Origin of the sequence: Gemmata palustris, from assembly GCF_017939745.1 — a bacterium.
Lineage (GTDB): Bacteria > Planctomycetota > Planctomycetia > Gemmatales > Gemmataceae > Gemmata > Gemmata palustris.
The window spans coordinates 1,338,728-1,352,906 of record NZ_JAGKQQ010000001.1 but is presented as its reverse complement, the minus strand read 5'-3'; the positions used below and the strand labels follow the sequence as shown (position 1 = coordinate 1,352,906).

The window sequence follows — 14,179 nt, the reverse complement described above, 5'->3', positions numbered from 1 at the left end:
CGATGATTCGCGTGGGGGCGTTGATGAGCGCGTTAGCTTTCGGTGCAGTCGCGTGGGCCGATCCGCCCGCGGCGGTCCCGGCGGGTGATCTGGACAAGGTGCAGGGCTACTGGAAGCCGCTCCAGTGCGACTACGAGGGCAAAGCGCAGATGCCCACCGAGGTGATGAAACAGGTCACCGTGGTGTTCGATAAGAGCGAGTACCACTTGTACTTCAAGGACACGAAACTCGATAAGGACGGGAAGCCGATCATCTTCCGGCTCGCCCTCGCCGGCGTCAGCTTCGACTCGAGCACGTCGCCGAAGTCGATCACGTTCGAGTTCGCCGAAGGCCCGCTGAAGGGCAAAAAGAGCCACGGCATCTACGAACTGGCCGGGAACCAACTGAAAATGTGCTACGGCTCGACCGACAAACCGAAGCCGACCAAGTTCGAGGCCCCCGCCAACAGCGGGCTCTTCCTCGAAACGTGGGCGCGCCAGGTGAAGTGAGTTTGGACTGGCGGCGCCCACCGTCCGACGCGAAAATACCTCCGGTTCGTGCAAGTCTCAGGAGGTACGCGATGAACCCCGTGCTAAAAATGATTGCCGCGGTCGCACTGCTGTCGGTGCCGACCGCCGGTGCGTTGGTACAGGCGGCGCCGGCCAAAGACGGCGACCCGGTTCTGGTCGGTACCGTGTGGAAGGGCAAACTGACGCAGAAGGGCGAGTTCAAAGGGATGGGCGGCGGGCCGCCGGAGTTCGACTGCGCGCTCACCGTGACCAAGCGCGACGGGGAAAAGTTCGAGGCCGATCTCGTCGAAAAGACCGACGAGTTGAAGGTGACCTACCTCGTCCGCGGAACGATCGCCCTCGTGGACAAGGACAACAAGGACAAGGGCTACAAGATCGAGTTCGAGTCGGTCGGCTCGAAGGACGTCGAGAACACCGAGGCCATCACCAAGATTCCGTACACGGGAACGGTGAAGGACATGAAGCTCAAGGGCACCTGGAAGTACCCGGCGAACGAAGACGGGACCACACTCGAGGGCACCTTCGAGTTCGAGTTGACGAAGAAAGATTAGCTCTTGTCCGGGGCCGCGGGCAACTGACGCGCGGCCCCGACGTTCACTTCCGCTCGAAGACCACCTTTCCGCCGACGACCGTGAGTAGCACTTTTGTGTCAGCGATTTTGTCTTTCTCCGCGGGCACGAAGATGTCGCGCGAGAGCAGTACGAAATCTGCCAACTTGCCGGCCGCGATGCTCCCACGATCCTTCTCCTGAAACCCCGCGAACGCACTACCGAGCGTGTACCCCTCGACCGCCTCCGCAACGGTGATCCGCTGTTCCGGGTACCATCCGTTCGGGTGCTTGCCGTCGAGCGTGCGGCGGTTCACGGCCGCGTCGATACCGGGTAGCGGGTCGATCGGCGCCACCGGCCAGTCCGAGCCGAACGCGAGCTTCGCCCCGGAATCGAGCAGCGAACGGTAGGCATACGAACTGGCACAGCGCTTCGCCCCGATGCGCCCCTCGGCCCAGCGCCCGTCATCGATCACGTGGTACGGCTGCATCGAGGCGATCACACGCTGGTCTTTGAAGCGCGTGTAGTCCTCCGGGCGCAAGTGCTGAGCGTGCTCAATGCGGAACCTACGATCCTTCGCGCCGTTCTGCTTCGCCGCGTCCGCGAACAGGTCGAGCAGCACGGCATTCGCTTGATCGCCGATCGCGTGAACACACACGTTGAGCCCCGCCGCGTCCGCGCCCCGGATGTAACTCCGCATCGTGTCCGGTTCGGTGACGTAAACGCCGGTGACCTTCGCGTCCGTTTCATACGGCGAGAACATCTTCGCGGTGCTGCTCCCGAGTGACCCGTCCATGTACCCCTTCACGCCACCAATGCGCACGAAATCGTTGCCGAAATCCGCGGTCGTGCCGGTGTTCGCGAGTTCCTTGTAAAACGCGATCGGCCAGCGCAGATCGATGCGGCACGTGAGCTTCCCCCCGCGCGCGAGCCGCTGGTAAGTGCGGAAGAGCGTGCGCCGCGTTTCGGGCGCGTTCCCGTCGAGGTCTTGGACGCTCGTCACGCCGACTTCGGCCGCGGCCTTTTGAGCCGCAAGTACGGCTTCGAGGATTTCTTCGTCGCCGGGTTCGGGAACGAGCCGGTCCACGAGTGACATCGCGTTGTCTTTGAGAATCCCTGACGGCGTTTTGCCGTCCGCGAGCCGGTAGATCACCCCGCCGGCCGGGTCTTTGGTGCCGGCCGTGATACCGGCGAGTTTAAGCGCCGCGGAGTTCGCGAGCCCCATGTGCCCGTCGTACCGGCGGATGAATACGGGGCGGTCCTTCACGAACTTGTCGACGGTCGCGGCAGTCGGCAGTTCGCCCTTAAAGGTACGATCGTGGTCCCACAACCCGCCCACGATCCACCGCTCGCGCGAGGTGCTTTTGTCGAATGCGGTGAGCCGCTTACCGAACTCCACTTCGTCCTCCGCATCCTTGAGATCAACCCGAGAGAGCGATTGCCCGCCCGCCAGGAAGTGCAAGTGGCTGTCGTAGAACCCGGGAACGAGTCGCCCGCCCTTCAGGTCGATGAGCTTCGTGTTCGCTCCCGCAAGAGCCTTCACTTCGGCATTGGTACCGACCTTCAGGATGCGATCGCGCCACACTGCCACCGCTTGTGCTTCGGGTTGCTTGGCGTCCCCGGTCCATACTTTGCCGTTGTGAACGATGAGATCGGCTGCGACCGGCGGTTCTGCAGCGGGGGCGAGGAGAAGCAACAGAGGAAGCATGGGTTCACCCCGAGAAAACGAAAGAGCCGCGGATCACACGGATAACGCGGATCACAACAAAAGACAGGATGGCCACAAAAAAGCACAAAGGGCACAAAAGGAAACAGAAGAGAAAGGACAATATCAGAATGAATTTCAGCTCTGATTTCTGTTTTCCTTTTGTGCCCTTTGTGCTTTTTTGTGGCTAATCCGTCTTCTTGCCCTCTGTCGTGTCTGATCCGCGTTATCTGCGTAATCCGCGGTTCTTCTTTTCTCCCCGACTTCGCCTACACCTTGTCCGGTACGGTGAACGGCGCGCGGTACTTTCGCGTCAGGAGCGCGTTGGCTTCCGAGTCTTTGGAGAACGTTTCGGTCTTCGCGTCGAAGTCGAGTTTGCGCCCGGCGAAGAAGTTCTTGCCGTCGAACTTGATGCCACTGTCTTTGAGGTGTTCGGTCATTCGTTCCAGCGCGTCGGTGCCGGACTCGCTACCCGCGACCTTGCCAAGCTTCGGGTCGTAGCTCGATGCCTTACCTAACCGGTAGCTGATGTTCCCCAGGTGGCACAGGCCGGCGGAGACGTGCCCCACCTCGATGTCCGCGTGGAGCTTCGCGGTGTCGCGGCTGCGGACGCAGTCGATGAAGTTCGTGAAGTGGTCCCCATTGAGTTTCACGTCCGACGCCACCTTCGGGATCGGCTGCCCCTCGTCCTTCCCCTTCGGGTAGAACTTGGTGCCCGCAACCACACCTTCCTCGAAGTGCAAGATGTTCCCGACCGACTGCCCCCGGAACGCCGGCGACTTCAGCCCGCGCGTCTCGAAGATCAGTTGCGTTTCGCCGTAATCGAACACGCTCACGAGTGCGTTCGGCGTTTCGGCCTGGTCGCTGTTCGCGTAGCGCCCGCCGAAACTGATGACCGACTTCGGCCACGTCGCACCTGGAATGAGCCAGCGGGCCTTATCCATCTCGTGAACGCCCTGGTTGCCCGCGTCGCCGTTGCCGAACGCCCAGAACCAGTGCCAGCGGTAGTGAACGAGATTCTCGTGGTACGGCTGCTCCTGCGCCGGCCCGAGCCAGATGTTGAAGTCGAGGTCCGCGGGCGGGGCCTTTGTGGGCTTGGTGCCGATATCGCCGCGGGTGCTACCACCGGTGCCACCGTCCTTGTAACACAGCCCGCGCGACACGAGCAACTTGCCGAGTTTCCCGGACTTGGCGAGCACCGCGAGGTCGGACCACCCCTGCGAACTGCGGTTCTGCGTCCCGTGCTGGACGACCCGCTTGTGCTTGCGGGCCATTTCGACCGCGATCCGGCCCTCGTGAATGTTGTGCGAGCACGGCTTCTCGACGTAGACGTCCTTTCCCGCCTCGCACGCCCAGATGGTCATCAGCGCGTGCCAGTGGTTCGGCGTGGCGATGGAAACCGCGTTGAGGTCTTTGTCTTCGAGCGCTTTGCGAATGTCTTGCAGGCACGGCGCGGCGGGGCGCTCCTTGCGGGCGATCTGGTCGAGCCGCTTCTGATAGGTCCGCTTGTCCGGGTCCACGAGGTACGCGATCTCGACGTTCTTCATGCCCAAGTACGCGCCGACGTGCGACTCGCCGCGCCCGTTCAAGCCGGCGACCGCGATCCGGATACGGTCGTTCGCCCCCATCACGCGGCCGGACGACTTCGTCCCCGAAATGGTGATGGTAGCGGCCGTGGCGAGCGACGTTTGAAGGAACCTTCGGCGCGAAACGCGAGTCATGGATTGGCTCCGGCAGCATGGAGAGACGGGCGGTCACGGTGAACCATACCCGCCCCTCGTGCGCCGAGCAAACGTGATCTTCACGGGATAAAAGGCACGGAATGGCCACAAAAGGCACGAGAGCAGACAGAGGACAGAGATCAGAAGGCAGAGATCAGAGATCAGAAGGCAGAGATCAGAGATCAGAAGGCAGAGCCGCGGATCACGCCGATAACGCGGATCAAAACAAAAGGCGGATTAACCACAAAAAAGCACAAAGGGCACAAAAGAGGACAGACGTGTGTTGTTTTATAGCCCCGGCCGGGGCGACCGATTGTAGCCAGGGGTGCAAGCGAGCTATGCGAGCTAAACCCCTGGCGAACCCCCGCGAACCCTGGCGCCCCGCCAGGGGTTGCGCTGCGCTCCACCCCTGGCTACAATCGGTCGCCCCGGCCGGGGCTACAAAACAACACACGTCTGTCCTCTGTCCTCTGTCCTCTGTCCTCTGATCTCTTCCTTTTGTGCCTTTTTGTGGCCATTCCACGCCTTCTGTCTTGATCGGCGTGATCCGCGTTATCTGCGGTTCATTTTCACTCTTTGCCAACTCATAAAAACCGTTTGCGGGCGCCCCCCATTTCGGGTACGCTTCTAACACCTACCAAACGGTCCGACCCTCCTCCCAACTCCCCACGGAGTTTCACATGCTGGTCATTCCCGGTGCAGCCGCAAAGAGCGATTGTGATGGCGTGACGCGCCGCGACCTCCTGCGCGTGGGCGGGTCCGGGGTTTTAGGACTCACTCTCGGCGACCTGTTTTCGCTGCAAAAGGCCAGCGCGAGCACCAACAAGGGCGAAGCCGGGAACGGGCCGGGTTTCGGTAAGGCGAAGAGCGTCATCTTCATCTACCTGCAGGGCGGGCCGAGCCACCTCGACTTGTGGGACCCGAAGGACAACGTCCCGGACAAGGTGAAGAGCGTCTTTAAGCACCAGCAGACGAAACTCACCGGCACGCACGTCACCGAATTGATGCCCAAACTCGCGAACGTGCTCGACAAGACCACCCTGATGCGCGCGGTGAGCTACACCCCCTACGGGTTGTTCAACCACACCGCGGCCATCTACCAGATGCACACGGGCTACACCACCGACAAGGTGAGCGCGTCCGGGCAACTGGAACCGCCCAGCCCGAAGGACTTCCCCACGCTCGGCTCGAACATCATCAAGATGAAGCCGCCGACCGTGCCGATGCTGCCCTTCGTGATGATGCCGCGGCCGTTGCAAGAGTCGAACGTCGTGGGCAAGGGCGGCAGCGCGGGGTTCCTGGGTAAGGGGTATGACCCGTACCTGCTCTACCCGCCCGGTGACGACATGGACATGGCGAAGATGGACCGCATCCGCACCGACGACCTGAAGCTCCGCGAGGAACTCACGCCGGTCCGGATGGAGCGCCGGGCCACGCTCCGCGAGACCATCAGCAAGGGCATGCCGGAAGTGGAAGCGGCGGTCGCGAAACACGACCTCGACGAGTACTACGGCAAGGCGCTCGGGCTGGTCGTGAGCGGGCGCGCGAAGAAAGCGTTTGAATTGACAGAGGAAAAGGCCGAACTCCGAGAGAAGTACGGCAAGAACACCTTCGGCCAGAGCCTCCTCTTGGCCCGCCGACTCGTTGAAGCCGGCACCCGGTTCGTCGAAGTCGTGTGGCCGAAGGTCGCGAACAGCGACAACCACTCGTGGGACGTTCACACGGGCCTGTCCACGCGAATGAAGACCCAGGCCGCCCCGATGCTCGACAGCGGGCTCTCGACCCTGATTACCGACCTCGACGAGCGCGGGCTGTTGAAGGAAACGCTCGTGGTGTGCGTCGGCGAGTTCGGGCGCAGCCCGCAGCGCGGGGTCAGCACCTCGGGCAACCAGAACAACGACGACGGCCGCGACCACTGGCCGTACTGCTACACCGGCGTCATCGCGGGCGCGGGCGTCAAGCGCGGGTACGTTCACGGGAAGAGCGACAAGACCGCCAGCGCCCCGGTCGAAGGTGCGATCCACCCGACGGAATTGCTCGCCACAATCTACCACTCGGTCGGCATCAAGCCGGACACGATCGTTTACAACCACCTGAACCAGCCGCGCGAACTGGTCAAGGGCGAGGTCGTCAGCGGTTTGTTGAGCTAACCGCGCCCCGAACGGGAACAAACGAAGGCACCCGCGTCCAGGTGGCGCGGGTGCCTTCGTTTATTATAACGGACGAACCGCTTAACATTCGGAAACCCGTCGGTTGTGCCACCGGACCGGGAATCTGGTAGAATTTTCGCACACTGCACACGTCGCCCGTGCCGCGAGGTAGCCGCTGATGGCCGGCCCGCCCCCTGTCTCTGCGCCCAACGCGGTACCGGATTTACCCGTTATTCTCGTCGCGGACGATTCGCTCCTCGAGCAGCGCTACGTGGGCCGATTACTCGATCAGCACGGCGGGTGGCGCGTGGTGTTCGCCCGGAGCGGCGAGGAGGCGCTCGCGGCTATTACCAAGTCGCAACCGGCGCTGCTGCTCACCGACATGAACATGACCGGGATGGACGGGCTGACGCTCGTCGAGAAGGTGCGCGAGCAGTTCGCGCGCGTGCCCGTTGTGCTCATGACCGGTAGCGGGAGCGAGCGCGTGGCCGTCGCCGCGCTCAAGGCCGGGGCCGCGGACTACGTCGCCAAACAGTCCCTCGCGCACGACCTCATTCCCGTCCTCGATCGCGTCCTGTCCGTCGGCCAGGCGGCCCACCGGCGGTACCAGGTCCTCCAGGGGATGACGCGCCGCAGTTCGCAGTACGTGATCGAAAGTGATCCGCTGCTGGTTCCGCCGCTCGTCGCACAGTTCCGCGAAGACCTCATCGAGATGGGCTTGTGCGATCTCACCGGCGCGACCCGGGCCGGCATCGCGATCGAAGAAGCGCTCCTCAACGCCATCTACCACGGCAACTTGGAAGTGAGTTCCGACCTGCGCGAGAACGGCGACGAGGAGTTCCACAAACTGGCCCGCGAGCGCCGGGGTACCGAGCCCTACAGCGCGCGGCGGGTGCGGGTCACCGCGCGCCTCACCCCCGCGCGCGCCGTATTCGTTGTTCTCGACCAGGGACCGGGGTTCGATATCACGAAACTCCCCGACCCGACCGACCCCTCGTTCATCGAGCGCGCGAGCGGGCGCGGCGTGCTCCTCATGCGCGCCTTCATGGACGAGGTGCGGTACAACACGACCGGCAACCGCGTCACCCTCGTGAAGCGCCGTGATCGTTCTTCGCGCGACGACTGATGACGCGCGGTACAATGCGTTCGGATCGCCCACCTCTCCCGGAGCGATAGCATGTCCACTTCTCCCGATCGCAGATCGTTCCTCCAAACGTCCGCCGCGCTGGGCGCGGGGAGCCTCGGGTTCCTCTCCGGACTCCCCGTTGTGAGCGCCGACGACGCGAAGCTCGAGAAGGACTTGGTGCGGCTCGCACCCGACATCGAACCGCTGGTGTGCCTCATCGAAGACACCGGGCGCGACAAGTTACTCGAAGAGATCGGTTCGCGCATCAAGAAGGGCTTGGCCTACCGCGATGTACTCGCGGGGCTACTGCTCGCGGGCGTGCGCAACGTGCAACCGAGGCCGAGCGTCGGGTTCAAGTTCCACGCGGTGCTGGTGGTGAACTCGGCGCACCAGGCCGCGCTCGCGGGGCCGGACAACGAGCGCTGGCTCCCGCTGTTCTGGGCGCTCGACAACTTCAAGAGCGCGCAAGCCACCAACCTGAAAGAAAGCGGCTGGCGGATGAAGCCGGCCGACGAGTCAAAGGTACCGACCGCACCGCGAGCGCGCGAGGCGTTTGTAACCGCGATGGACAACTGGGACGTCGAAGCCGCGGACGCGGCCGTGACCGGATTGGTACGCACCGCGACCGCGGGCGAACTGTTCGACGTGTTCGCGAAGTACGGCAGCCGCGACTTCCGCGACATCGGGCACAAGATCATCTACGTGTGCAATGCGTTCCGCGTGCTGGACGTGATCGGCTGGCACCACGCGGAACCGGTGCTGCGTTCGCTCACTTTTGCCCTCCTGAAGCACGACGGCAAGAATCCCGCGAAAGAGGATCTCGAGCCGGACCGCCCCGGGCGCAAGAACGTGCTGCGTGTGAAGGAGTTCCGCGCGCCGAACGCGGTCAAGCCCGCGCGCCCCGCGACTACCGACGTGCTGAACGAGCTGCGGACGGAATCGGCAGACGATCTGGCCCGAACCGTTACCGCGCTCACCCAAAACGGGGCCGCCCCGCGCTCGGTTTGGGACGGGCTGTTCCTCGGTGCCGGCGAACTCCTGATGCGGCAACCGGGCATCGTGAGCCTGCACACGCTCACCACACTGAACGCGCTGCACTACGCCTACCGCACCACCAACGACGGCGCGCTGCGGCAATTCACGCTCCTGCAAGCCGCGTCTTTTTTGCCGATGTTCCGCGACGCGATGAAATCGCGGGGGAAGCTTGGCGATGCGAAGATCGATGAACTCTCCCCGCGCGATGAGAACACCAAATTCACGGTACCGCAAGTGTACGGGGAGTTGTCTCGTAACAAGGAGAAGGCCGCGCAAACCGCGCTCAGCGTTTTGGGTGGGAGCCCCACCGCTGCGAAAGAACTCATCGACGAGGGGCGCCGACTGATCTTCCTGAAGGGTACCGACTCGCACGACTACAAGTTCAGCGCGTCGGTGATGGAGGACGCGGCGTTCATCGCACCGGAGTGGCGCGCCCGGTTCCTGGCCGCGAGCGTGTTCTGGCTGAAGGGGTCAGACACGCCCGATTCGCCGCTCGTGACGCGCACCCGCGCGGCACTGGCCTGAGCGTCATACAGAGCGGAGATAGCCGCGATTTAAGAGCCCACTCGCGCGTGCCAACGAGCGGGTGGTGCAGCATCACCCCGCGACTTCGGTGAGCCAGCGCCGGAGCAGTCCGGTCAGCACCGTCATCTCGTTCTCGTTCAGAGCGGGGAGCGAGTCCTTGGCCTCGTTGAAGCGCGTCTTGGTCGCGGTGTCGATCACCCGGCGCCCCTTCGAGGTGAGTTCGATCAGCACCATGCGGCGGTCGGTCGGGCTCGGCTTGCGGGAGATGTACCCCGCCTCCGCGAGCGCGTCGAGCCGGGCCGTCATCCCGCCGCTGGAGAGCACCACGCTCTCGAGCAACTGTGTCGGCGTCAGCCCGCCCTTCTTCCCGCGGCGCCGGAGCGTCGCGAGGATGTCGAACTGGCCCAGTGTGAGTTTGTGTTTCTCTAAACTAATTTCGACGCTGCGCTCCAGGTGCTGCGCCAGCACGATGACGCGGCCCACGACCTCCAGCGGCGACGGGTCCAGGTCCGGGCGCGCCGCGCGCCACTGCACGAGGAGCCGGTCCACCACGTCGCGCTCGGCCCGGGCGCCGAGGTCGGGGGAACCGGCCGGCCGCTGTGCGTCTGTCGTGTCCATGTTTGATTTCTTGACGTCGAGGTAATTTCCCGTACCCTCTCGGGAGAGCATATTCCCTTCCTCTTCAGGCGAGTAGACCCATGAAAGAGATTCGCATCGGCGACACCGTGGAGCAGGCGATCGAGCGCGCCGACTACCCACTGGACCGCGTCCGGGGCATCCTCAAGGACGAAGTGGTCGCGGTCCTCGGGTACGGCGTCCAGGGCCGCGGCCAGTCGCTCAACATGCGCGACAACGGCATCAAGGTGATCGTCGGCCAGCGCAAGGGCGGCAAGGCCTACGACCTGTGCATCGAGGACGGCTGGAAGCCGGGCGAGACGCTGTTCGACCCGGAAGAGGCCGCCACGAAGGGGACGGTGATCCAGTACCTGCTCTCCGACGCCGGCCAGAAGGAGATGTGGCCCAAGATCAAGCCGCTGCTCACCAAGGGCAAGGCGCTGTACTTCTCCCACGGCTTCTCGATCGTGTTCAGCGACCAGACGGGCGTGATCCCGGGGCCGGACATTGACGTGATCCTCGTCGCCCCGAAGGGCTCGGGCACCACCGTCCGGCGCCTGTTCCTCGAGGGCCGCGGGATCAACTCCAGCTTCGCGATCCACCAGGACGCGAGTGGCAAGGCCCGCGAGCGCTGCCTGGCGCTCGGCATCGCGATCGGGTCCGGGTACCTGTTCGAGACCACGTTCAAGAAGGAAGTCGTCTCCGACCTCACCGGCGAGCGCGGCGTGCTCATGGGCGCGATCTACGGGCTGTGGCTCGCGCAGTACGAGGTGCTCCGCGCGAACGGGCACTCCCCGAGCGAAGCGTTCAACGAGACGGTCGAGGAAGCGACCCAGAGCCTGTACCCGCTGATCGCGGAAAAGGGCATGGACTGGATGTACGCGAACTGCTCGACCACCGCCCAGCGCGGCGCGCTCGACTGGTTCAAGGCGTTCCGCGACGCCTCGAAGCCGGTGTTCGAGCAACTGTACCAGTCCGTCGCGACCGGCGAAGAGGCGCGGCGCACGCTCGACGCCAACAGCCGCCCCGATTACCGCCAGCAGCTCGAGAAGGAACTGAAGGAGATCGCCGAGAGCGAGATGTGGAAGGCCGGCGCCCAGGTGCGGGCGCTGCGCCCCGAGCGCCAGGAGTGATCGGCACAAGTGGGACCGAGCCGCGGCGGGTGAGTGACAACACATTGTCACTCACCCGCCGCGGCTCATTTTTATCCGGCGGCGCCCATTTCCTTACAAGTGCCCAGCAATCCCAGTTGTTCCACACTATAAAGTGACACCCCATAATCACAAACGAATGTAATTACGACTAAAGCGATTTCCAATATTTCCTCTACCGACTTCAATTTAGTTAGAATTTTTTTTCGCCCCACATCCGTCGCAGCCGTCGGCCATAACTGCTTACCCCTCCCGCTGAACCGCGTACCACCCGGGACGCTATCACCATCGGGCGATTGTCGCCGGAGGGGTGGCCTATTGACACCCCTTAAAACCACCTTCTATGATGCCCTCACTCAACTGAGCCGCCGCCACTGTCATCCCTGTGCGGCCCAGACGATTCGTGCCGATGATTTGACCTATCATACCGGCACACAAGCTTTTACAGTCAGAACTTCGTTTCCGCCGGTCCGCGGTCCGGTTCCGCGGGGGAGTGTCGCCGTGCCGACTCACGATCCCGTGTCCGAGTTTCGGGTCGAATGGCTGCCGCACGTTACGAAAGACGGGCTTTCGCGCATTATCGAGCTGCTGGAAAAGGACAGCCCGCTGCTGATCCACGGTGCGTTTACGCGAACAATGCCGATGGGCTGTCTCGCGTCGCACATTGCCTGGAATCACCCGCAAACGTGCAAGTACCAGCACGAGGCGGGCGTGATGTGGCTCTCGCGGGTCGCGAAGCTGAATCCCGCGACGTCGTCTGTGATTCTGGCCTGGGACCGCCACGGGGCCGCGGACTTCTCTCTGCGGTCCGACTTGCTCGAAGCCTGCCTGGAAGAGCAACAACGGCGCGAAGAAGCCTATGATACCTGCGAACCCGTGCTCTGCTGATCCTCCCGGCGCCCAGCGTGCTCAACGCGATCACGAATCTCGAACGTTTCGGCCGGCTCGTGGCGTTCGCGCTGCGGGCCGTGCCCACTTCCGTCACCGCCCTTCCCCGACTCGGACAGTGGCTCCGGCCGTTTTACAGCGTCGTCGTCGGTGGGCTCCCGCTCGCGATCGTCACGGGCCTGGCACTCGGGGTCGTGATCTGGATGCACACGCGCGACGTCCTCGCGCGCACCGGGACTGGGGCCGTTGAGTATTTACCGACCTTCCTGGCTGCGGCCGTATTGCTCGAGCTCGCACCCGTGGGGGCGGGATTGATCGTCGCGGCGCGCACGGGCGCGAGTTTGGGGGCGGAACTTGCTTCGATGCGTGTGACGGAACAGATCGATGCGCTCGAATTGCTCGGTGTGTCCCCACTGCGTCGATTGGTCGGTCCGCGGATCGTCGCGTGCGTGTTCGCGGTGCCCGTATTGCACGTTCTGATCGCCGCGACCGCACTCGGGAGCGGGTTCGTCGCGGAACAGGCGACCGGTTCAACGACTTACCTGAAGTACGACACAGCGGCCGTGCGCGAATTGCTGCTGCAAGACGTGATCCCGGCGGGCCTCAAGACCCTCGTTTTTGGTCTCGTGGTCGGCGTGACGGGCTGTTTCATTGGGCTGAACGCGCGCGAAGGGTCCGAAGGTGTGGGCCGCGCCGCGACCGACAGCGTGGTCGCGTGCGTGCTGCTCGTACTCGCGGTGGACGTGCTGCTCGTTGGGCTCATCAAGGCGGCCCAGCAGTTCTTGTAGGAGCTGCTGCGCCCGCTCAAGGCAAACTACTTCGGCAGTTCCCATCCCTTGCGATACTCGCGACTCAGGAACACATCGGCCGCGGCGTCGCCGGTCGTGCCCTTCGCTGCGTCCCAACTGATCTCTTTGCCCGCACGGAACGCGACGTTCCCCAAAAGCACCGCTTCGGCGAGGCGCCCCGAGTAGGCGAAGTTGCAGAGCGTGGTGCCGTTACCCTTTATCGCTTCGGTCCACTCTTTGTGGTGCCCGATCGACGGCTTGATGCTCTTTTCCGGCGCCTTGAACCCCTTCGCGAACTCGCCCGGCAGAATCAGGTACTTGCCGTAGTCCGCGACGAGTTTCCCCTTCGTGCCCTCGAACAAAATCCCCGAGCCGTAGCCCTTGTAGGTGTCCTTCCCGCCGTTCGGCCCCGTCACCCCGTGTTCCCACGACAGTTTGACCGCGGGGCGGGTCTTGATTGCGGGGAACGTGTACGCCACCTGCATCACGTCCGGCGTGGTGTTGTCACCGGTGTAGGTCTTGGTGCCGGTGGCCGAAGCCGAGGTCGGTGACGTGAGCCCGAGCGCCCAGTACGGCAGGTCGATGTAATGGCAGCCGAGGTCCGCGAGCGTGCCGCCGCCGAACTCCCACCACCAGCGCCAGTGGAAGTGCGGCCACGCGAAGTTCCAGCTCGACTTATTCATCTCCGCTTCAAAGAACTCCGCCCTGGTCGGCCCGAGCCAGAGGTCGAGATCGAATGCCGCCGACGGCTTGGTCGCGAGCCGCTTCCCGCCCACCGGCTTGCTGCTGTTCCACACGCGAACTTGCGTGATGTCGCCGAGCAGCCCGGACTGCACGATCTCCACCACGCGGCGATAGTTTTCGCCCTCGTGGATCTGCGTACCCATTTGCGTCACGACTTTGTACTTCGCCGCTAACTCACGCATGTGGCGCACTTCGGCCACCGTCTCGGCCATCGGCTTTTCGCAATAGACGGGCTTCCCCAGGCTCATCGCGATGCACGCGGGCAGCGCGTGCGTGTGGTCCGGCGTGCTCACGACCACTGCGTCGATGCCCTTCGCCGACTTGTCGAACATTTGCCGGAAATCGGTGTAGAACTCCGCCTTCGGGAACTGTTCGCGGGCCTTCTTCGCGTTGTTCGGGTCCACATCGCACAGTGCCACGATGTTTTCGTGGGTTACGCCCTTCAGGTTCTCCGCGCCGCGGTTCGCGACCCCGATCACAGCGACGTTGAGCTTCTCGTTCGCGTTGCGCGCGCGAACGATCGAAGGCGCAGCGAGCGCGACCGCGGACGCGGCCAGGAACCTTCGGCGATTGAGTTTGGCAGCCATCGTACCTCCAGGAGCGAACCCGGGCCGCGCAGCGCGACCAGGGGTTGCTTCGAGTGTACCCGGAGGAGTTCGTGCGGGAAGTCCGAA

12 protein-coding genes are annotated in these 14,179 nt (G+C 63.7%); 8 read left to right on the top strand and 4 right to left on the bottom strand.

Features of this window, described 5'->3' with window-relative positions:
- Positions 1 to 23: 23 nt before the first annotated feature.
- Both J8F10_RS05420 and J8F10_RS05415 read left to right on the top strand, forming a co-directional pair.
- Positions 24 to 488: a TIGR03067 domain-containing protein gene (locus J8F10_RS05420; protein ID WP_210652842.1), complete on the top strand. Its 465-nt coding sequence runs from the start codon at positions 24 to 26 to the stop codon at positions 486 to 488.
- A gap of 71 nt (positions 489 to 559) precedes the next feature.
- Entirely contained in the window at positions 560 to 1,060 is a 501-nt protein-coding gene (locus J8F10_RS05415; RefSeq protein ID WP_210652841.1) for a hypothetical protein, read from the top strand.
- A gap of 43 nt (positions 1,061 to 1,103) precedes the next feature.
- Here the strand turns inward: J8F10_RS05415 and J8F10_RS05410 are convergent, their stop codons facing one another.
- Positions 1,104 to 2,765 (bottom strand): amidohydrolase, encoded by a 1,662-nt coding sequence (locus J8F10_RS05410; protein WP_210652840.1) that lies wholly within the window; start codon positions 2,763 to 2,765, stop codon positions 1,104 to 1,106.
- A gap of 266 nt (positions 2,766 to 3,031) precedes the next feature.
- Complete coding sequence (locus J8F10_RS05405) at positions 3,032 to 4,483, bottom strand: Gfo/Idh/MocA family protein (protein ID WP_210652839.1); 1,452 nt, start codon at positions 4,481 to 4,483, stop codon at positions 3,032 to 3,034.
- 680 nt (positions 4,484 to 5,163) lie between these two features.
- Here J8F10_RS05405 and J8F10_RS05400 point away from each other — a divergent pair.
- The 3 genes from J8F10_RS05400 (at position 5,164) to J8F10_RS05390 (ending at position 9,319) form a co-directional block, all read left to right on the top strand.
- Positions 5,164 to 6,633 carry a DUF1501 domain-containing protein gene (locus tag J8F10_RS05400; RefSeq protein ID WP_210652838.1) on the top strand — a complete coding sequence of 490 codons (1,470 nt, stop codon included), beginning with the start codon at positions 5,164 to 5,166 and terminating at the stop codon, positions 6,631 to 6,633.
- Between the two features lie 178 nt (positions 6,634 to 6,811).
- Positions 6,812 to 7,759, top strand: a complete 948-nt coding sequence (locus tag J8F10_RS05395; RefSeq protein WP_210652837.1) for a response regulator — start codon at positions 6,812 to 6,814, stop codon at positions 7,757 to 7,759.
- A gap of 51 nt (positions 7,760 to 7,810) precedes the next feature.
- Complete coding sequence (locus J8F10_RS05390; RefSeq protein WP_210652836.1) at positions 7,811 to 9,319, top strand: hypothetical protein; 1,509 nt, start codon at positions 7,811 to 7,813, stop codon at positions 9,317 to 9,319.
- A gap of 72 nt (positions 9,320 to 9,391) precedes the next feature.
- Here the strand turns inward: J8F10_RS05390 and J8F10_RS05385 are convergent, their stop codons facing one another.
- A complete protein-coding gene (locus J8F10_RS05385) occupies positions 9,392 to 9,937 on the bottom strand; it encodes a MarR family winged helix-turn-helix transcriptional regulator (RefSeq protein ID WP_210652835.1) in 546 nt (181 codons plus the stop codon).
- 80 nt (positions 9,938 to 10,017) lie between these two features.
- Between J8F10_RS05385 and ilvC the strand changes: the two genes are divergently transcribed.
- The 3 genes from ilvC (at position 10,018) to J8F10_RS05370 (ending at position 12,761) form a co-directional block, all read left to right on the top strand.
- A complete protein-coding gene (gene ilvC / locus J8F10_RS05380) occupies positions 10,018 to 11,067 on the top strand; it encodes a ketol-acid reductoisomerase (protein ID WP_210652834.1) in 1,050 nt (349 codons plus the stop codon).
- A 519-nt stretch (positions 11,068 to 11,586) separates the two neighbouring features.
- The gene (locus tag J8F10_RS05375) at positions 11,587 to 11,973 is read left to right on the top strand and encodes a hypothetical protein (RefSeq protein ID WP_210652833.1); all 387 of its coding nucleotides are present in this window, start codon (positions 11,587 to 11,589) and stop codon (positions 11,971 to 11,973) included.
- Between the two features lie 17 nt (positions 11,974 to 11,990).
- On the top strand, positions 11,991 to 12,761 hold the full coding sequence (locus tag J8F10_RS05370; protein WP_210652832.1) for an MlaE family ABC transporter permease: 771 nt from the start codon (positions 11,991 to 11,993) through the stop codon (positions 12,759 to 12,761).
- A gap of 26 nt (positions 12,762 to 12,787) precedes the next feature.
- Here J8F10_RS05370 and J8F10_RS05365 read toward each other — a convergent pair whose 3' ends face one another.
- The gene (locus J8F10_RS05365) at positions 12,788 to 14,092 is read right to left on the bottom strand and encodes a Gfo/Idh/MocA family protein (RefSeq protein WP_210652831.1); all 1,305 of its coding nucleotides are present in this window, start codon (positions 14,090 to 14,092) and stop codon (positions 12,788 to 12,790) included.
- Between the last annotated feature and the right edge of the window lie 87 nt (positions 14,093 to 14,179).